The 18,290-nt window shown below is 55.3% G+C and carries 14 protein-coding genes and 4 tRNA genes; all 18 read right to left on the bottom strand.

Translation table 11 applies throughout. The features are described from left to right. Positions 1 to 9 precede the first annotated feature (9 nt). The 18 genes from fusA to birA all read right to left on the bottom strand — a co-directional run bounded on the left by fusA (position 10) and on the right by birA (position 18,037). Positions 10 to 2,115: an elongation factor G gene (gene fusA, locus HBR94_RS00090; protein ID WP_029299268.1), complete on the bottom strand. Its 2,106-nt coding sequence runs from the start codon at positions 2,113 to 2,115 to the stop codon at positions 10 to 12. Between the two features lie 30 nt (positions 2,116 to 2,145). After that, positions 2,146 to 2,616 (bottom strand): 30S ribosomal protein S7, encoded by a 471-nt coding sequence (gene rpsG / locus HBR94_RS00085; RefSeq protein ID WP_002555493.1) that lies wholly within the window; start codon positions 2,614 to 2,616, stop codon positions 2,146 to 2,148. A gap of 117 nt (positions 2,617 to 2,733) precedes the next feature. After that, on the bottom strand, positions 2,734 to 3,105 hold the full coding sequence (gene rpsL / locus HBR94_RS00080; protein WP_002555494.1) for a 30S ribosomal protein S12: 372 nt from the start codon (positions 3,103 to 3,105) through the stop codon (positions 2,734 to 2,736). A 216-nt stretch (positions 3,106 to 3,321) separates the two neighbouring features. Next, positions 3,322 to 7,521 carry a DNA-directed RNA polymerase subunit beta' gene (gene rpoC / locus HBR94_RS00075; RefSeq protein WP_057960765.1) on the bottom strand — a complete coding sequence of 1,400 codons (4,200 nt, stop codon included), beginning with the start codon at positions 7,519 to 7,521 and terminating at the stop codon, positions 3,322 to 3,324. A gap of 64 nt (positions 7,522 to 7,585) precedes the next feature. After that, complete coding sequence (gene rpoB / locus HBR94_RS00070; protein WP_053138310.1) at positions 7,586 to 11,659, bottom strand: DNA-directed RNA polymerase subunit beta; 4,074 nt, start codon at positions 11,657 to 11,659, stop codon at positions 7,586 to 7,588. A 219-nt stretch (positions 11,660 to 11,878) separates the two neighbouring features. Next, positions 11,879 to 12,244: a 50S ribosomal protein L7/L12 gene (rplL, locus tag HBR94_RS00065; protein WP_003210093.1), complete on the bottom strand. Its 366-nt coding sequence runs from the start codon at positions 12,242 to 12,244 to the stop codon at positions 11,879 to 11,881. Positions 12,245 to 12,322: 78 nt separating this feature from the next. Beyond that, positions 12,323 to 12,823, bottom strand: coding sequence for a 50S ribosomal protein L10 (gene rplJ, locus HBR94_RS00060; RefSeq protein ID WP_003176433.1), 501 nt, complete (start codon positions 12,821 to 12,823; stop codon positions 12,323 to 12,325). Between the two features lie 199 nt (positions 12,824 to 13,022). Then, positions 13,023 to 13,718 (bottom strand): 50S ribosomal protein L1, encoded by a 696-nt coding sequence (rplA, locus tag HBR94_RS00055; RefSeq protein ID WP_003176434.1) that lies wholly within the window; start codon positions 13,716 to 13,718, stop codon positions 13,023 to 13,025. Next, positions 13,718 to 14,149 carry a 50S ribosomal protein L11 gene (gene rplK, locus HBR94_RS00050; protein ID WP_003210097.1) on the bottom strand — a complete coding sequence of 144 codons (432 nt, stop codon included), beginning with the start codon at positions 14,147 to 14,149 and terminating at the stop codon, positions 13,718 to 13,720. The genes rplA and rplK overlap by 1 nt, the downstream gene beginning before the upstream one ends. Positions 14,150 to 14,266: 117 nt before the next feature. After that, on the bottom strand, positions 14,267 to 14,800 hold the full coding sequence (nusG, locus tag HBR94_RS00045; RefSeq protein WP_003176436.1) for a transcription termination/antitermination protein NusG: 534 nt from the start codon (positions 14,798 to 14,800) through the stop codon (positions 14,267 to 14,269). A 9-nt stretch (positions 14,801 to 14,809) separates the two neighbouring features. Then, on the bottom strand, positions 14,810 to 15,178 hold the full coding sequence (gene secE / locus HBR94_RS00040; RefSeq protein ID WP_029299242.1) for a preprotein translocase subunit SecE: 369 nt from the start codon (positions 15,176 to 15,178) through the stop codon (positions 14,810 to 14,812). Positions 15,179 to 15,223: 45 nt separating this feature from the next. Then, a tRNA-Trp gene (locus tag HBR94_RS00035) sits at positions 15,224 to 15,299 on the bottom strand. Between the two features lie 158 nt (positions 15,300 to 15,457). Continuing rightward, positions 15,458 to 15,533: transfer RNA gene (locus HBR94_RS00030), tRNA-Thr, on the bottom strand. A gap of 26 nt (positions 15,534 to 15,559) precedes the next feature. Beyond that, positions 15,560 to 15,633 (bottom strand) — tRNA-Gly (locus HBR94_RS00025). Between the two features lie 24 nt (positions 15,634 to 15,657). Next, positions 15,658 to 15,742 (bottom strand) — tRNA-Tyr (locus HBR94_RS00020). Positions 15,743 to 15,884: 142 nt separating this feature from the next. Further along, positions 15,885 to 16,331, bottom strand: coding sequence for a hypothetical protein (locus tag HBR94_RS00015; RefSeq protein ID WP_115129114.1), 447 nt, complete (start codon positions 16,329 to 16,331; stop codon positions 15,885 to 15,887). Between the two features lie 7 nt (positions 16,332 to 16,338). After that, entirely contained in the window at positions 16,339 to 17,088 is a 750-nt protein-coding gene (locus tag HBR94_RS00010) for a pantothenate kinase (protein ID WP_170043976.1), read from the bottom strand. Next, positions 17,078 to 18,037 carry a bifunctional biotin--[acetyl-CoA-carboxylase] ligase/biotin operon repressor BirA gene (gene birA, locus HBR94_RS00005; RefSeq protein WP_170043975.1) on the bottom strand — a complete coding sequence of 320 codons (960 nt, stop codon included), beginning with the start codon at positions 18,035 to 18,037 and terminating at the stop codon, positions 17,078 to 17,080. The genes HBR94_RS00010 and birA overlap by 11 nt, the downstream gene beginning before the upstream one ends. Between the last annotated feature and the right edge of the window lie 253 nt (positions 18,038 to 18,290).

Below are 18,290 nucleotides of genomic sequence, written 5' to 3'. Positions count from 1 at the left end.
AGGACTGAATCAGCCTTGTTTTTTGGATACAGTTTCAGCGATGTGCGCCGGAGCTGTGTTGTATTTTTTGAATTCCATAGAGTAGCTTGCGCGACCCTGGGACATGGAGCGAACGTCGGTCGCGTAACCGAACATCTCACCCAACGGAACCTCGGCGCGAATCACTTTGCCGGAAACCGTGTCTTCCATACCCAAGATCATGCCGCGACGACGGTTAAGGTCGCCCATGACATCACCCATATAGTCTTCAGGTGTAACAACTTCTACCGCCATGATTGGCTCAAGCAACTCACCACCGCCCTTCTGGGCCAGTTGCTTGGTTGCCATGGAAGCAGCCACCTTAAACGCCATCTCGTTGGAGTCGACGTCGTGGTAAGAACCGTCAAAAACGGTTGCTTTCAGGCCGATCAGCGGATAGCCGGCAACAACACCGTTCTTCATCTGCTCTTCGATACCCTTCTGGATAGCAGGGATGTATTCCTTAGGAACAACACCACCTACTACTTCGTTCACGAATTGCAGACCTTCCTGACCTTCGTCAGCAGGAGCAAAACGGATCCAGCAGTGACCGAACTGACCACGACCGCCGGACTGACGAACGAACTTGCCTTCGATTTCACAGTTCTTCGTGATGCGCTCACGATAGGAAACCTGAGGCTTACCGATGTTGGCTTCGACGTTGAACTCACGGCGCATCCGGTCAACCAGGATGTCCAGGTGCAACTCGCCCATGCCGGAGATGATCGTTTGACCAGTCTCTTCATCAGTCTTGACGCGGAAAGATGGATCTTCCTGAGCAAGTTTGCCCAGTGCAATACCCATTTTTTCCTGGTCATCCTTGGTCTTAGGCTCTACGGCAACCGAGATAACCGGCTCCGGGAAGTCCATGCGAACCAGGATGATTGGCTTAGCAGCGTCGCACAAGGTCTCACCAGTGGTGACATCCTTCATGCCGATCAAGGCCGCGATGTCACCAGCGCGTACTTCCTTGATCTCTTCACGGGCGTTTGCGTGCATTTGCACCATACGACCCACACGCTCTTTCTTGCCCTTGACCGAGTTGATCACGCCGTCGCCGGAGGCCAACACGCCCGAGTAAACGCGGACGAAAGTCAGGGTACCCACGAATGGGTCGGTAGCGATCTTGAACGCCAGAGCCGAGAACGGCTCGCTGTCGTCAGCGTGACGCTCCATCTCTTCTTCCTCGTTATCAGGGTTAGTACCCTTGATAGCAGGAATGTCAGTTGGAGCAGGCAGATAGTCGATAACGGCGTCGAGAACCAGGGGAACACCCTTGTTCTTGAAGGAAGAACCGCAAACAGCCAAGACGATCTCACCAGCGATAGTACGCTGACGCAGAGCAGCCTTGATTTCCACGTTGGTGAGTTCTTCACCTTCGAGGTACTTGTTCATCAGCTCTTCACTGGCTTCGGCAGCAGCCTCAACCAGGTTATTGCGCCACTCGTCAGCCAGCTCCTGCAATTCTGCAGGGATAGGCTTACGAACAGGAACCATACCTTTGTCGGCGTCATTCCAGTAGACGGCTTCCATGGTGATCAGATCGATCTGGCCCTGGAAGTTGTCTTCGGAACCGATAGCCAATTGGATTGGCACCGGAGTGTGACCCAGACGCTGCTTGATCTGACCGATCACGCGCAGGAAGTTCGCACCAGCACGGTCCATCTTGTTTACGTAAACAAGACGCGGAACACCGTACTTGTTGGCTTGACGCCATACGGTTTCCGACTGAGGCTCAACGCCCGAAGTACCGCAGAACACAACGACCGCGCCGTCGAGTACACGCAGGGAACGCTCAACTTCAATGGTGAAGTCTACGTGGCCCGGGGTATCGATTACGTTGAAGCGGTGCTCGTCCTTGTACTGCTTGGCAGAACCTTTCCAGAAGGCGGTAATAGCAGCAGAAGTAATGGTAATACCACGCTCCTGCTCCTGAACCATCCAGTCTGTGGTCGCGGCGCCATCATGCACCTCGCCCATTTTGTGACTTTTGCCGGTGTAAAACAGTACGCGCTCGGTGGTGGTGGTTTTACCAGCATCCACGTGAGCAACGATACCGATGTTACGGTAGCGGCTAATCGGAGTAGTACGAGCCATAAAGCCCTCGCAAAATTAGTGAAGCTAAGATTAGAAGCGGTAGTGCGAGAAAGCTTTGTTAGCTTCAGCCATACGGTGCACGTCTTCACGCTTCTTAACAGCAGCACCTTTACCTTCAGCAGCGTCCAACAGCTCGCCGGCCAAACGCAGAGCCATAGACTTCTCGCCGCGCTTACGGGCGAAGTCTACCAACCAGCGCATTGCCAGGGCGTTACGACGGGACGGACGAACTTCGACCGGAACCTGGTAAGTAGCACCGCCTACACGGCGCGACTTCACTTCGACCAGCGGAGCGATGGCGTCGAGAGCTTTCTCGAAGATTTCCAGGGGGTCGCTGTTCTTGCGTTCTTTAACCTTTTCCAGCGCGCCATAAACGATACGCTCGGCAACGGCTTTCTTGCCGCTTTCCATCACGTGGTTCATGAACTTGGCCAGAATTTGGCTTCCGTATTTTGGATCGTCAAGCACTTCGCGCTTGGCTGCTACGCGTCTTCTTGGCATGGATAAGCCCTCAAACGGTCTTCAGGTTCGTTCGGAATCGGTGCCCTTGCGGGACGCCTCCGACCTTACTCTTATCGACTCAGAAAATAAGATGATTCAGTTTACAAAAAGCCGCTACTACTTAGGCTTCTTGGTACCGTACTTCGAACGACCCTGGTTACGACCTTTAACGCCGGAAGTATCCAAGGAGCCGCGTACGGTGTGGTAACGAACACCTGGCAAGTCTTTTACACGACCGCCGCGGATCAGTACCACGCTGTGCTCTTGCAGGTTGTGACCTTCACCACCGATGTACGAGGAAACCTCGAAACCGTTGGTCAGGCGCACACGGCATACTTTACGCAGTGCCGAGTTAGGTTTTTTCGGCGTAGTGGTATACACGCGAGTGCATACGCCACGACGTTGCGGGCAGTTCTGCAGCGCAGGTACGTCGGATTTCTCGACGATACGCTTACGCGGCTGACGTACCAGCTGGTTGATAGTTGCCATCTACTAGCTCCACTGTTGTCTTGCGACGCTATTGTCTTGCAAGAAAAGCAAAATGGCAGGAACGAATTCCCGCCAAATTTAGGGGTACAAGAGTCTAAAGAGGATCTTGCCCCCAGTCAAGGCAAGGCCCCGACCTCCCCCTCCATCGAAACCCGACAAAACTGTCTTGTTCCGACGAACGGGGCTGCCAGGGCCCGGACTTATTTATCGCAGAACTCAGTTACCGCTAGAGTTCAGCGCTTCGGTCAGTGCAGCTTCCACTTCACTGGCGCTTACGCGCAGCGGCTTGTCGAGTTCACGGCGACGCTTACGCTCGCTGTGGTAGGCCAAGCCGGTACCGGCCGGGATCAGTCGACCCACAACCACGTTTTCTTTCAGGCCGCGCAGGTAATCGCGCTTGCCGGTTACCGCTGCTTCGGTCAGTACGCGAGTGGTCTCCTGGAAGGAGGCCGCCGAGATGAACGACTCAGTGGACAACGACGCCTTGGTGATACCCAGCAACACGCGAGTGAACTTGGAAACAAATTTCTCTTCGGTTGCCAGACGCTCGTTTTCTACCAGTACGTGAGTCAGTTCCATCTGGTCGCCCTTGATGAAACTCGAATCGCCGGACTCAGCGATTTCAACTTTACGCAGCATCTGACGCAGGATGGTCTCGATGTGCTTATCGTTGATCTTCACGCCTTGCAGACGGTAAACGTCCTGGATCTCGTTAACGATGTACTTGGCCAGCGCACTCACACCCAGCAGACGCAGGATGTCGTGTGGATCGCTCGGACCGTCGGAGATAACTTCGCCGCGGTTTACCTGTTCGCCTTCGAACACGTTCAGGTGACGCCACTTCGGAATCAGCTCTTCATACGGATCGCTACCGTCGTTCGGGGTAATGACCAGACGGCGCTTGCCCTTGGTCTCTTTACCGAACGCGATGGTGCCGCTGACTTCAGCCAGGATCGACGCTTCTTTCGGACGACGAGCTTCGAACAAGTCGGCAACACGCGGCAGACCACCAGTGATGTCACGGGTCTTCGAAGTTTCTTGCGGGATACGCGCGATAACATCACCGATCGCGATCTTCGCACCATCCGCTACACCGACCAGGGCGTTGGCTGGCAGGAAGTACTGAGCGATAACGTCAGTGCCTGGCAGCAACAGATCCTTGCCGTTGTCATCGACCATCTTCACGGCAGGACGGATGTCTTTACCGGCAGCTGGACGATCTTTGGCGTCGAGTACTTCAATGTTGGTCATACCGGTCAATTCGTCAGTCTGACGCTTGATCGTGATGCCTTCTTCCATGCCCACGTAGGTCACGGTACCTTTCATTTCGGTAACGATTGGGTGAGTGTGCGGATCCCACTTGGCCACGATTGCGCCAGCGTCGACCTTGTCACCTTCTTTAACCGAAATCACAGCACCGTACGGCAGCTTGTAACGCTCACGCTCACGACCGAAGTCATCAGCAATCGCCAGCTCACCGGAACGGGACACAGCAACCAGGTGGCCATCCACTCGCTCAACGTGTTTCAGGTTGTGCAGACGGACAGTACCGCCATTCTTCACCTGAACGCTGTCGGCTGCGGAGGTCCGGCTTGCCGCACCACCGATGTGGAACGTACGCATGGTCAGCTGGGTACCCGGCTCACCGATGGACTGGGCAGCGATAACGCCGACCGCTTCACCGATGTTCACCTGGTGGCCACGAGCCAAGTCACGGCCGTAGCACTTGGCGCAGATACCGTAGCGGGTTTCGCAGCTGATCGGCGAGCGAACAATCACTTCGTCGATGCTGTTGAGTTCGATGAACTCGACCCACTTCTCATCCACCAGGGTGCCGGCAGGAACGATAACTTCCTCGGTACCTGGCTTGAACACGTCACGGGCAATAACACGACCCAATACGCGCTCACCCAGCGGCTCTACAACGTCACCGCCTTCAATGTGCGGAGTCATCAGCAGGCCGTGCTCGGTGCCGCAATCGATCTCGGTTACAACCAGATCTTGTGCAACGTCTACCAGACGACGAGTCAGGTAACCGGAGTTAGCGGTTTTCAACGCGGTATCCGCCAGACCTTTACGAGCACCGTGAGTAGAGATGAAGTACTGAAGTACGCTCAAACCTTCACGGAAGTTCGCAGTAATCGGCGTTTCGATGATGGAACCGTCCGGCTTGGCCATCAGGCCACGCATACCGGCGAGCTGACGGATCTGCGCAGCAGAACCCCGTGCGCCCGAGTCGGCCATCATGTACATCGAGTTGAAAGACTCTTGATCGACTTCCACGCCATGACGGTCGATAACCTTCTCTTTCGAGAGGTTGGCCATCATTGCCTTGGACACTTCGTCGTTGGCCTTGGACCAAAGGTCGATCACTTTGTTGTACTTCTCGCCCTGGGTTACCAGGCCGGAGGCGTACTGGCTCTCGATCTCTTTCACTTCGTCAGTAGCAGCACTGATGATGCGGGCTTTTTCATCCGGGATAACGAAGTCGTTAACACCGATGGAAACGCCGGAAATGGTCGAATAAGCAAAACCGGTGTACATCAACTGGTCAGCGAAGATCACGGTCTCTTTCAGACCAACCACGCGGTAGCACTGGTTGATCAGCTTGGAGATCGCCTTTTTCTTCATCGGCAGGTTGACGACGTCGTACGACAGACCTTTTGGCACAACCTGGTACAACAGCGCACGGCCGACAGTGGTGTCGACGATACGGGTGTTGCTCACGCTGCCGCCGTCACGGTCGTTGACGGTTTCGTGAATGCGCACTTTGACCTTGGCGTGCAGTGCGGCTTCGCCGGCACGGAACACACGGTCAACTTCTTGCAGGTCAGCGAACACACGACCTTCGCCCTTGGCGTTGATCGCTTCACGGGTCATGTAGTACAGACCCAATACAACGTCCTGCGACGGAACGATGATTGGCTCACCGTTGGCTGGCGACAGAATGTTGTTGGTCGACATCATCAACGCACGCGCTTCCAACTGGGCTTCCAGTGTCAGCGGTACGTGCACGGCCATTTGGTCGCCGTCGAAGTCGGCGTTGTACGCAGCACAGACCAGAGGGTGCAGCTGGATAGCCTTACCTTCGATCAGTACCGGTTCAAACGCCTGGATACCCAGACGGTGAAGGGTCGGTGCACGGTTGAGGAGGACCGGGTGTTCGCGAATCACTTCAGCGAGAACGTCCCAAACCTCTGGCAGTTCGCGCTCGACCATTTTCTTGGCCGCTTTGATCGTGGTCGCGAGACCGCGCATTTCCAGCTTGCCGAAGATGAAAGGCTTGAACAGCTCAAGCGCCATCTTCTTAGGCAGACCGCACTGGTGCAGACGCAGGGTCGGGCCTACGGTAATTACCGAACGACCGGAGTAGTCAACACGCTTACCGAGCAAGTTCTGACGGAAACGACCTTGCTTACCCTTGATCATGTCAGCCAGGGATTTCAGAGGACGCTTGTTGGAACCGGTAATAGCGCGGCCACGACGACCGTTGTCGAGCAAGGCGTCGACCGCTTCTTGCAACATACGCTTTTCGTTGCGCACGATGATGTCCGGAGCGGACAGATCAAGCAGGCGCTTCAAGCGGTTGTTACGGTTGATCACGCGGCGGTACAGGTCGTTGAGGTCGGACGTCGCGAAACGACCACCGTCCAACGGTACCAGCGGACGCAGGTCTGGCGGCAGAACCGGCAGAACAGTCAGCACCATCCACTCTGGCAGGTTGCCGGAACCCTGGAAGGCTTCCATCAACTTCAGACGCTTGGACAGCTTCTTGATCTTGGTTTCGGAGTTGGTTTGCGGAATTTCTTCACGCAGGCGGCCAATCTCGTGCTCCAGGTCGATAGCGTGCAGCAGTTCGCGGACAGCTTCGGCACCCATGCGGGCATCGAAATCGTCGCCGAACTCTTCCAGCGCTTCGAAGTACTGCTCGTCGTTGAGCAGCTGACCTTTTTCAAGGGTGGTCATGCCTGGGTCGATAACGACATAGCTCTCGAAGTAGAGAACGCGCTCGATATCACGCAGGGTCATGTCCATCAGCAAGCCGATACGGGACGGCAGCGATTTCAGGAACCAGATGTGGGCAACCGGCGAAGCCAGCTCGATGTGCGCCATGCGCTCACGACGAACCTTGGCCAGTGCAACTTCAACGCCGCACTTCTCGCAGATCACACCACGGTGCTTCAAGCGCTTGTACTTACCGCACAGGCACTCGTAATCCTTTACCGGGCCAAAGATCTTGGCGCAGAACAGGCCGTCACGCTCAGGTTTGAACGTACGGTAGTTGATGGTTTCCGGCTTTTTAACTTCACCGAACGACCACGAACGGATCATCTCAGGCGATGCCAATCCAATACGGATGGCGTCGAACTCTTCGACTTGACCCTGGTTTTTCAGCAAATTCAGTAGGTCTTTCAAGGCCTTTCCTCCTGGCGGAGCAGAGAGCGGGCATCACTGCCCCGCTCTCGATTCGCGTCACGTGTTATTCGGTTTCCAGATCGATATCGATGCCGAGGGAACGAATTTCTTTGATCAACACGTTGAAAGACTCGGGCATGCCCGGCTCCATACGGTGATCGCCGTCCACGATGTTTTTGTACATCTTGGTACGACCGTTCACATCGTCCGACTTCACTGTGAGCATTTCTTGCAGAGTGTATGCAGCACCGTATGCTTCCAGTGCCCAGACCTCCATCTCCCCGAAACGCTGACCACCGAACTGAGCCTTACCACCCAGCGGCTGCTGGGTAACCAGGCTGTACGAACCGGTAGAACGAGCGTGCATCTTGTCGTCTACCAAGTGGTTCAGCTTCAGCATGTACATGTAGCCAACAGTAACCGGGCGCTCGAACTTGTTGCCGGTACGGCCGTCGAACAGCTGCATCTGGCCGCTTTCTGGCAGGTCTGCCAGTTTCAGCATGGCCTTGATTTCGCTTTCCTTGGCACCGTCGAACACCGGGGTAGCCATTGGAACGCCGCCGCGCAGGTTTTTCGCCAGATCCAGGATTTCCTGGTCGGAGAAAGTGTCCAGCTCTTCTTTGCGGCCGCCGATCTCGTTGTAGATCTCGTGCAGGAACTTACGCAGGTCTGCGACCTTGCGCTGCTCTTCGATCATACGGTTGATCTTCTCGCCCAGACCTTTAGCCGCGAGGCCCAGGTGGGTTTCAAGGATCTGACCAACGTTCATACGCGAAGGTACGCCCAACGGGTTGAGGACGACGTCGACCGGGGTGCCATTGGCATCGTGCGGCATGTCTTCAACCGGCATGATCACGGAGACCACACCTTTGTTACCGTGACGACCGGCCATCTTGTCGCCCGGCTGAATGCGACGACGGATTGCCAGGTAAACCTTGACGATTTTCAGCACGCCTGGAGCCAGGTCATCGCCCTGCTGCAGTTTGCGCTTCTTGTCTTCGAACTTGTCGTCCAGCAGACGGCGGCGATCAACGATGTAGGCCTGGGCCTTCTCGAGCTGCTCGTTCAGAGCATCTTCAGCCATGCGCAGTTTGAACCACTGGCCGTGCTCAAGACCGTCGAGGATTTCGTCGGTGATATCCTGACCTTTCTTCAGACCTGCGCCGCCTTCAGCCTTGTGGCCTACCAGGGCAGAACGCAGACGTTCGAAGGTCGCGCCTTCAACGATACGGAACTCTTCGTTCAAATCCTTGCGGATTTCGTCGAGTTGAGTCTTCTCGATGGACAGTGCACGAGCATCACGCTCGACGCCGTCACGGGTGAAGACCTGTACGTCGATGACAGTACCCTTGGTACCAGTAGGTACGCGCAGGGAGGTGTCTTTAACGTCGCTGGCTTTTTCGCCGAAGATGGCACGCAGCAGCTTCTCTTCCGGAGTCAGTTGGGTCTCGCCTTTCGGAGTGACCTTACCGACCAGGATGTCGCCAGCGCCAACTTCAGCACCTACGTAAACGATACCGGCTTCGTCCAGCTTGTTCAGCGCAGCTTCACCCACGTTCGGGATGTCTGCAGTGATTTCCTCTGGCCCAAGCTTGGTGTCACGTGCCACACAGGTCAGTTCCTGGATGTGGATCGTGGTGAAACGGTCTTCTTGAACAACACGCTCGGACAGGCAGATGGAGTCTTCGAAGTTGAAGCCGTTCCACGCCATGAACGCGATGCGCATGTTCTGACCCAGAGCCAACTCACCCATATCGGTGGACGGACCGTCGGCCATGATGTCGCTACGCTGAACGCGATCACCCTTACGCACCAGCGGACGCTGGTTGATGCAGGTGTTCTGGTTCGAGCGGGTGTATTTGGTCAGGTTGTAGATGTCGACACCGGCTTCGCCAGTTTCAACTTCGTCATCGGCAACACGAACCACGATACGGCTGGCATCAACAGAGTCGATCACGCCGCCACGACGAGCCACGACGCAAACGCCGGAGTCACGGGCTACGTTACGCTCCATGCCGGTACCTACCAGCGGCTTGTCAGCGCGCAGGGTCGGTACAGCTTGACGCTGCATGTTGGAACCCATCAACGCACGGTTGGCGTCATCGTGTTCCAGGAACGGGATCAGCGATGCTGCAACCGAAACTACCTGCTTGGGCGATACGTCCATCAAGGTGACGTCTTCCGGCGCCTTGACGGTGAACTCGTTCAAGTGACGAACAGCTACCAGCTCGTCGATCAGGACTTTCTTGTCGTTCATCGTGGCCGAAGCCTGAGCGATCACGTGATCAGCTTCTTCGATGGCGGACAGGAAGACGATCTCGTCGGTGACCAGGGCGTCTTTCACCACGCGGTACGGGCTCTCGAGGAAGCCGTACTGGTTGGTGCGCGCATAGGCAGCCAGGGAGTTGATCAGACCGATGTTCGGACCTTCCGGCGTTTCGATCGGGCAAACACGACCGTAGTGCGTCGGGTGTACGTCACGAACTTCAAAGCCAGCACGCTCACGGGTCAGACCGCCCGGGCCCAGTGCAGAAACACGGCGCTTGTGGGTGATCTCGGAGAGCGGGTTGTTCTGGTCCATGAACTGCGAAAGCTGGCTGGAGCCGAAGAACTCTTTCACCGCCGCAGCCACTGGCTTGGCGTTGATCAGGTCTTGCGGCATCAGGCCTTCGCTTTCGGCCATCGACAGACGCTCTTTGACCGCACGCTCAACACGTACCAGGCCAACGCGGAACTGGTTCTCGGCCATTTCGCCTACGCAGCGAACACGACGGTTACCCAGGTGGTCGATGTCATCGACGATGCCTTTACCATTACGGATGTCGACCAGAGTCTTCAGGACCGCAACGATGTCTTCCTTGCACAGCACGCCCGAACCTTCGATCTCGGTACGACCGATACGACGGTTGAACTTCATCCGGCCGACCGCAGACAGGTCATAGCGCTCAGGGCTGAAGAACAGGTTGTTGAACAGGGTTTCGGCAGCGTCTTTGGTTGGTGGCTCGCCTGGACGCATCATGCGATAGATTTCGACCAGCGCTTCCAATTGGTTGCTGGTGGAGTCGATCTTCAGGGTGTCGGAGACGAACGGACCGCAGTCGATATCGTTGGTGTACAGGGTCTCGATGCGAACAACCTGGGCCTTGGCGATTTTTGCCAGGATCTCGGTGTTCAGCTCGGTGTTGCACTCAGCCAGGATCTCGCCTGTCGCCGGGTGAACGATAACCTTGGCGGTAGTGCGGCCCAGGACGTAGTCCAGAGGCACGTCCAGCGACTTGATACCGGCTTTTTCGATCTGGTTGATGTGGCGCGCAGTAATACGACGGCCAGCCTCAACAATGACCTTGCCCTTCTCATCCTGGATGTCCAGGACGGCAATTTCACCACGCAGACGCGAAGCAATCAGTTCCAGGCTGAGGGTTTCATCCTTCAGGCTGAATACGTTGGTGGTGTAGAAAGCGTCCAGCACTTGCTCAGTGGTATAGCCGAGCGCGCGCAGCAGTACCGAGGCCGGCAGCTTGCGACGACGGTCGATACGCACGAACACGCAGTCTTTAGGGTCGAACTCGAAGTCCAACCACGAACCACGGTACGGAATGATCCGCGCGGAGTACAGGAGCTTACCGGAGCTGTGCGTCTTGCCGCGGTCGTGGTCGAAGAACACGCCCGGGGAACGGTGCAGCTGGGAAACGATTACACGCTCGGTACCGTTGATAACGAAGGTACCGTTCTCAGTCATCAATGGGATTTCGCCCATGTAGACTTCTTGCTCTTTGATGTCCTTGATCGCTTTGTTCGACGATTCTTTGTCGAAAATGATCAGACGAACTTTTACCCGCAAAGGTACGGCGTACGTAACACCGCGCAACACGCATTCTTTGACATCAAATGCCGGTTCGCCCAGGCGATAACCGACGTACTCCAGCGCAGCATTGCCGGAGTAGCTGATGATCGGGAAAACGGATTTGAAGGCCGCATGCAGGCCCACGTCGCGGAACTGATCTTTGGTCGCTCCCGCCTGCAAGAATTCACGATACGAATCCAGCTGGATAGCCAGAAGGTACGGGACATCCATGACGTCCGGCAACTTGCTAAAGTCCTTGCGGATACGTTTTTTCTCAGTATATGAGTAAGCCATCAGCGTTCCCCAGCTTGGTCACCTGCTTGTTTGGCCCCCCCGACGGGAGCAGCCAGAAAATCTTGCAAACCCCTTGGTTTGCACCACCGCATCGGGTGGCTACAGCGCGTTAGTGGCGGCGACCGAGTCGACAGCCAAGAACGGAAAAAGGCCGGTGGCAAGAGCCACCAGCCATCAGCCTTCAGCTTAACGCTTGGGCTGGAAACGCAAGGTCGATGCTTACTTCAGCTCGACTTTAGCGCCTGCTTCTTCCAGTACTGCTTTGGCTTTGTCAGCAGCGTCTTTGGACACAGCTTCCAGAACCTGGGCAGGAGCGCCGTCAACTACAGCCTTGGCTTCTTTCAGGCCCAGACCGGTCAGTTCACGTACTGCCTTGATCACGTTTACTTTCTTCTCGCCAGCTTCCAGCAGCATGACGTTGAATTCGGTTTGCTCTTCAGCAGCAACAGCAGCAACAGCTGGGCCAGCGGAAGCAGCGGCAGCGGAAACGCCGAATTTTTCTTCGAAAGCTTTGATCAGCTCAACAACCTGCAGAACCGACATTTCAGCTACGGCGTTGAGGATATCGTCTTGGGAGATAGACATTGCTGTATTTCCTGAATTGGGGGACGGCCTACGCGGCCATCGAAATAAACAAAAAAACGCGAGAGACGTTGCTCAGCCTTAGGCTGCTGCAGCTTCTTTTTGCTCGCGAACTGCGGCCAGAGTACGAGCCAGCTTGCTGGTAGCGCCTTGAATCACGCTCATCAGCTGCGAAATAGCTTCGTTACGGGTCGGCAGTGTTGCCAGTACGTCGATTTGGTTAGCTGCGAGGAACTTGCCCTCGAACGCAGCTGCCTTGATCTCGAACTTATCCTGACTCTTGGCGAATTCCTTGAACAAACGGGCAGCAGCGCCTGGATGGTCCTTGGAAAACGCGATCAGAGTCGGGCCGGTGAACACGTCGTTGAGGACACTGTATTCAGTGTCAGCAACAGCGCGCTTGAGCAGGGTGTTACGTACAACACGTACGTATACGCCAGCTTCACGAGCCTCTTTACGGAGTCCGGTCATAGCGCCTACTGTCACACCACGGGCATCAGCCACGACAGCGGACAGAGCAGCTTTGGCAGCCTCGTTGACTTCAGCGACGATGGCCTTCTTGTCTTCGAGATTAATTGCCACGGGTTTAACTCCTGCTTGTTACCGTTTCATCTGGCCTAGGCCGGATGTCGTTTTGGTGTCTGATTCGGTAAGGAACCGGGAGCACCATCTGCGTAGGCTTGATGGTTTAAGACTTGCGTCGCCTACGGTCTTGGATAGCCCCCGCCAGGCAGGGACCCCAATTTTTCAATTGGCGCAATCACTTGCGCCAACCTGTGTCTTATACGTCCAGCGAACCCTGGTCGATGACCAGACCTGGGCCCATAGTGGTGCTCAGGGTAACGCGCTTGACGTAGATACCTTTCGAAGAAGCTGGCTTGATACGCTTCAGATCAGCGATCAGGGCTTCAACGTTTTCCTTCAGCTTGACGGCGTCGAAGCCGACCTTGCCAACGGAAGTGTGAATGATGCCGTTTTTGTCGGTGCGATAACGAACCTGACCAGCCTTGGCGTTTTTAACCGCGGTAGCTACGTCTGGAGTTACGGTACCGACTTTCGGGTTAGGCATCAGACCACGTGGACCCAGGATCTGACCCAACTGACCTACAACGCGCATTGCATCCGGGGAGGCAATAACTACGTCGTAGTTCAGGTCGCCGCCTTTCATTTCGGCAGCCAGGTCGTCCATGCCAACGCGATCAGCGCCAGCAGCCAGAGCAGCTTCAGCTGCCGGGCCTTGGGTGAAGACAGCAACACGTACAGTCTTGCCAGTACCGTGTGGCAGCACAGTAGCGCTACGAACGACCTGGTCGGATTTACGTGGGTCAACACCCAGGTTTACAGCAACGTCAACGGACTCGCTGAACTTGACAGTCGACAGCTCGGTCAGCAGAGCAGCAGCGTCTACAAAGTTGTAGGACTTGCCCGCTTCGATTTTGCCGGCGATAGCCTTTTGGCGCTTGGTCAGCTTAGCCATTACACACCCTCCACGTTAAGGCCCATGCTACGAGCAGAACCGGCGATGGTACGCACGGCTGCATCCATATCAGCTGCAGTCAGATCCGCGTTTTTGGTTTTCGCGATTTCTTCCAGCTGAGCACGAGTTACGGTGCCAACCTTAACGGTGTTCGGACGAGCGGAACCGCTAGTCAGACCAGCAGCTTTCTTCAACAGAACCGAAGCCGGGGTCGACTTGGTTTCGAAAGTGAAGCTACGGTCGCTGTATACAGTGATGATCACTGGAGTCGGCAGACCTGGCTCAATACCCTGGGTACGGGCGTTGAAGGCCTTGCAGAATTCCATGATGTTCACGCCGTGCTGACCCAGAGCTGGACCGACGGGTGGGCTAGGGTTGGCCTGAGCGGCCTTCACTTGCAGCTTGATGTAAGCGGTAATCTTCTTGGCCATGAGGCACTCCAATTACGGGTTCAAGCGCCTCGAAAGGCTCCCCGGTTACTTGCGCGTTTATCCCAGTGACGACAAAACCCCACAGCCTAAGGCTGCGGGGTTGGGATGCTTTGTCAGCTAGACCTTTTCGACCTGGCTGAACTCCAACTCTACCGGAGTAGAGCGACCGAAAATGAGCACCGCCACTTGGATCCGGCTCTTTTCGTAGTTAACTTCTTCGACAGTACCGTTGAAATCAGCAAACGGACCATCAGTGACACGAACAACCTCACCCGGCTCGAACAACGTCTTCGGCTTCGGCTTATCGCTACCGTCAGCAACACGACGCAGAATCGCTTCTGCTTCTTTGTCAGTGATCGGTGCAGGCTTATCAGCGGTACCGCCAATGAAGCCCATGACGCGAGGAGTGTCCTTGACCAAGTGCCAAGTACCCTCATTCATGTCCATCTGTACCAGCACATAGCCAGGGAAGAACTTGCGCTCGCTTTTGCGTTTCTGGCCATTACGCATTTCAACCACTTCTTCAGTGGGAACCAGAATTTCGCCGAAGCCATCTTCCATGCCTGCCAGCTTTACGCGCTCTAGCAAAGAGCGCATAACATGCTTCTCGTAACCCGAGTAAGCATGCACAACGTACCAACGCTTAGCCACGGGACACCCTTAGCCAACAATCAAGGAAACAAGCCAGCCGAGCAGGGAATCAAGACCCCACAACAGCAACGCCATAACCAGAACAACAGCCACAACAATCAGCGTGGTCTGCGTGGTTTCTTGGCGAGTTGGCCAAACGACTTTACGTATTTCGGTGCGAGCTTCCTTTACCAGCACAGCGAAAGACTTACCCTTTACTGTCTGCAGACCAATGAAAACGGCCACAGCAGCAAGAGCAAGCAATACGAGTACGCGGTACAGGATCGGCGAAGCAGAATAATACTGATTGCCAACAACGCCTACGACCACCAAAGCGACGACAGCGAGCCACTTAACCAGATCGAAACGAGAGCTTTGAGCTTCAGCCTTAGGAGTCATCTATGAAGATCCTGTGAAAAGAAAGCCAGATACACCACGTGAATCTGGCAGGTCAGGAGGGAATCGAACCCCCAACCTACGGTTTTGGAGACCGTCGCTCTGCCAATTGAGCTACTGACCTAAAACAAAATCAGGCCGACCATTATGCAGGCCTGAAAAAGACTTTACAACAACCAACCCCAATAGACTTGAAACAACCCGATAACACCAGGCAAAACAAGATCAAGCCGAGGCAGCTGTTAAAACAAAGGCAGATATTTTCATATCTGCCTTGTTATATGGAGCTCTTGAGCGGATTTGAACCGCTGACCTCACCCTTACCAAGGGTGTGCTCTACCAACTGAGCTACAAGAGCGAAACACCTTGCACAACCTGCAAACTTGGAGCGGGTAGCGGGAATCGAACCCGCATCATCAGCTTGGAAGGCTGAGGTTCTACCACTAAACTATACCCGCGGAGCTTGCAGCTCACGCTAAAAATGGTGGAGGGGGAAGGATTCGAACCTTCGAAGTCGTAGACGTCAGATTTACAGTCTGATCCCTTTGGCCGCTCGGGAACCCCTCCTAAGCGAGCCGGCATTTTACATTACGCCGACCTTCTGTCAAGCATTTTCTCATTAAAAATATGAGGTTAGCTGCGTGACGATCGCTTCACACCAACTTCCCAAGAGGGTCATCACTGTGGAGCGGGCGCCATTCTATGCAAACTATTCGACAGTTGCAATGCCTTCGCACGGCATTATTTTATGTTTTAACTCATTGAATTCATTAGCAAGGCTTTCAAAAGGCAGATCGTCAGCCAGACGGCGGCTTTCAGGCGCTACACGCAACCAGAAAGAAGGCGCACCCGCTGAGACCAACGACTGGATCCGGACCCTGATATCCAGACTGATAAGCCGCTGCTCCAGGAACTGCGCTTGCTCATGACTCGAAAACCCTCCGATATACAAGCAGCCAGCAGGCGCCTCCGGAGCCCTGGCCTTGTCACGCCGCGACACAGAGTCCGCCGACTCGCTCAGCAGCTGAATATCCTGCTGGGAGCCCCGGTACAGCGCCAACGGAGTGACATCCTTCGCACGCAGCGGAGCCTCTTGCTGGTGCCAGACGTAATAAAAAACATTGAGGACCAGCAGCAACAGAAACAACCAACGCATAAAAACCTCAGGACAAAGGGCACGCCATCGCCAAGCCAACAAATACCAGGTCCGGAACGAAGCGAGCGCCCGGCAAGGCGTCAGCGACCAACTCCGCATCCCCCCCCGTAAGAAACACCGAGAAGTCCTCCCCCCAATAACTGCGAGCCAGCTCCAGCTGTGACTGAGCAAAACCGCGGAGCATGAGCGTACAACCTCGTTCAACGGCTTGGGCAGTGGTACGGCCAGGCACCAGGCTTTCCAACGCACGCTCAGCAGCAACATCGTCATACCGTATTTTACGGGTATGGGTTCGCAGCTGATTGCGCATCAGGGGCATGCCCGGGCAGATAAATCCTCCAAGATGCTCGCCATCAGCCGTGATGAAATCGGCAGTGGCCGCCGTACCAAAATCAAGCACCAGACATGCTCCCGAGGCTAGCTGGAAGCCTCCAAGCATCGCCAGCCAACGATCCAGCCCTAGACGGGCGTAGTCTTCATACCCATTGCGCACGCCGGCCATTTCACGCGACGGCGCAGCACAGCTGATAGAAACACCAAAGGCCGCAACCAACACACCCGCCAGGCGGTTCGTCTCTTCCTGCGCGCGAACGCTGACCAATCTGCAATGCTGCAGCGACAGTCCAGTCAACGAATGAAGGCTACCCAGCAACGCCACATCGGAATCAACAACCCCTTCAGCAAAAACGGCTGAGTGACTTGCCTTGAGTACTCGCCATTTGATGAAACTATTCCCACAGTCGAGCTCAAGAATCATCACGCAACCTCAGGCTTAGCTCACCACCACTGTATATTTTCTCAACACCGTTTACTTCGAGACGTAGAGCGCCTTGATCATCAATACCCAGCACAACCCCGTCCACCTGGTTAACACCTGCGATCAATGACACCGCCTTTCCCTGCCATAGATGATTTTGCTCCCACTCCTGGCGAATTACTGAAAAGCCGGAATCTCTATGATGATCGAGATAACCTTGTAACGCCTGACTCAGGTGTGCGACCAGATGATTTCGGTCTACCGCACGACCTGTTTCGAGCTGTATTGATGTCCACTGCTGATCCACTTCCGCGGCGCTCTGCATGTTCGCATTGATACCAATACCGAGCACTACATGGCATACGTCAGCAGGGTCCCCTACCAATTCAAGAAGGATGCCAGCTATCTTCTTCGAACCAACGAGCACGTCATTAGGCCACTTCAAACCCGAACCGTGGACACCAAAGTCGCGCAACGTTTGCATCACCGCCAAGCCCACGACGAGACTCAGCCCTTCTAGCTGTCGTAAACCGCCATCGATACGAAGCACAAGGCTGTAGTAAACATTCTGTGCAAATGGACTGACCCATTTACGCCCTCGACGCCCCCTTCCTGCGGTCTGCTGTTCTGAGAGAACAAGGAACGGCGCCACCTGCCCCGCCTCAATACGGCGCAAAGCCTCGGCATTAGTGGAGCCGATGGTCTCGGATATAAAAACTGAACCTGCGCAGACCTGCGACTTGAGGGCGATCTCATCAGCGCTCAATAGAACCAGCGGGGACGCCAATTGATAGCCCCTCCCCCTGACCTTGTGAATTGTCAGATCCAGCTCGATCTCCAGATGCTGGAGTTGCTTCCACACAGCACTACGACTGACGCCCAGGGCGGCGCCTAGCGCTTCACCCGAGTGGAATCGGCCATCTTTCAGAAGTTTTAACAACGTCAGCATGCAAGTCTCGCCTCACAATGAGGCACGCATGATAGCCATGCGCAGAGCCATTGCATAGAAAGCAAGCTGGCTTATGGCGAGAGCGCAGGGACAGCTTGCTTTCTATGCAATGGCGATAGGCCAGAACCTTTTCGACCGCCCAAAACAAAACCCCTGTTTGCGTTAGCAAACAGGGGTTCTGGAATTTAATCTTGACGATGACCTACTCTCACATGGGGAAACCCCACACTACCATCGGCGATGCATCGTTTCA

It is taken from the genome of Pseudomonas sp. WS 5412, assembly GCF_012985615.1.
In the GTDB taxonomy this organism is placed as follows: domain Bacteria; phylum Pseudomonadota; class Gammaproteobacteria; order Pseudomonadales; family Pseudomonadaceae; genus Aquipseudomonas; species Aquipseudomonas shahriarae.
Note: the sequence above shows the minus strand (reverse complement) of the source record. Positions and strands in the feature narration are given on the sequence as shown.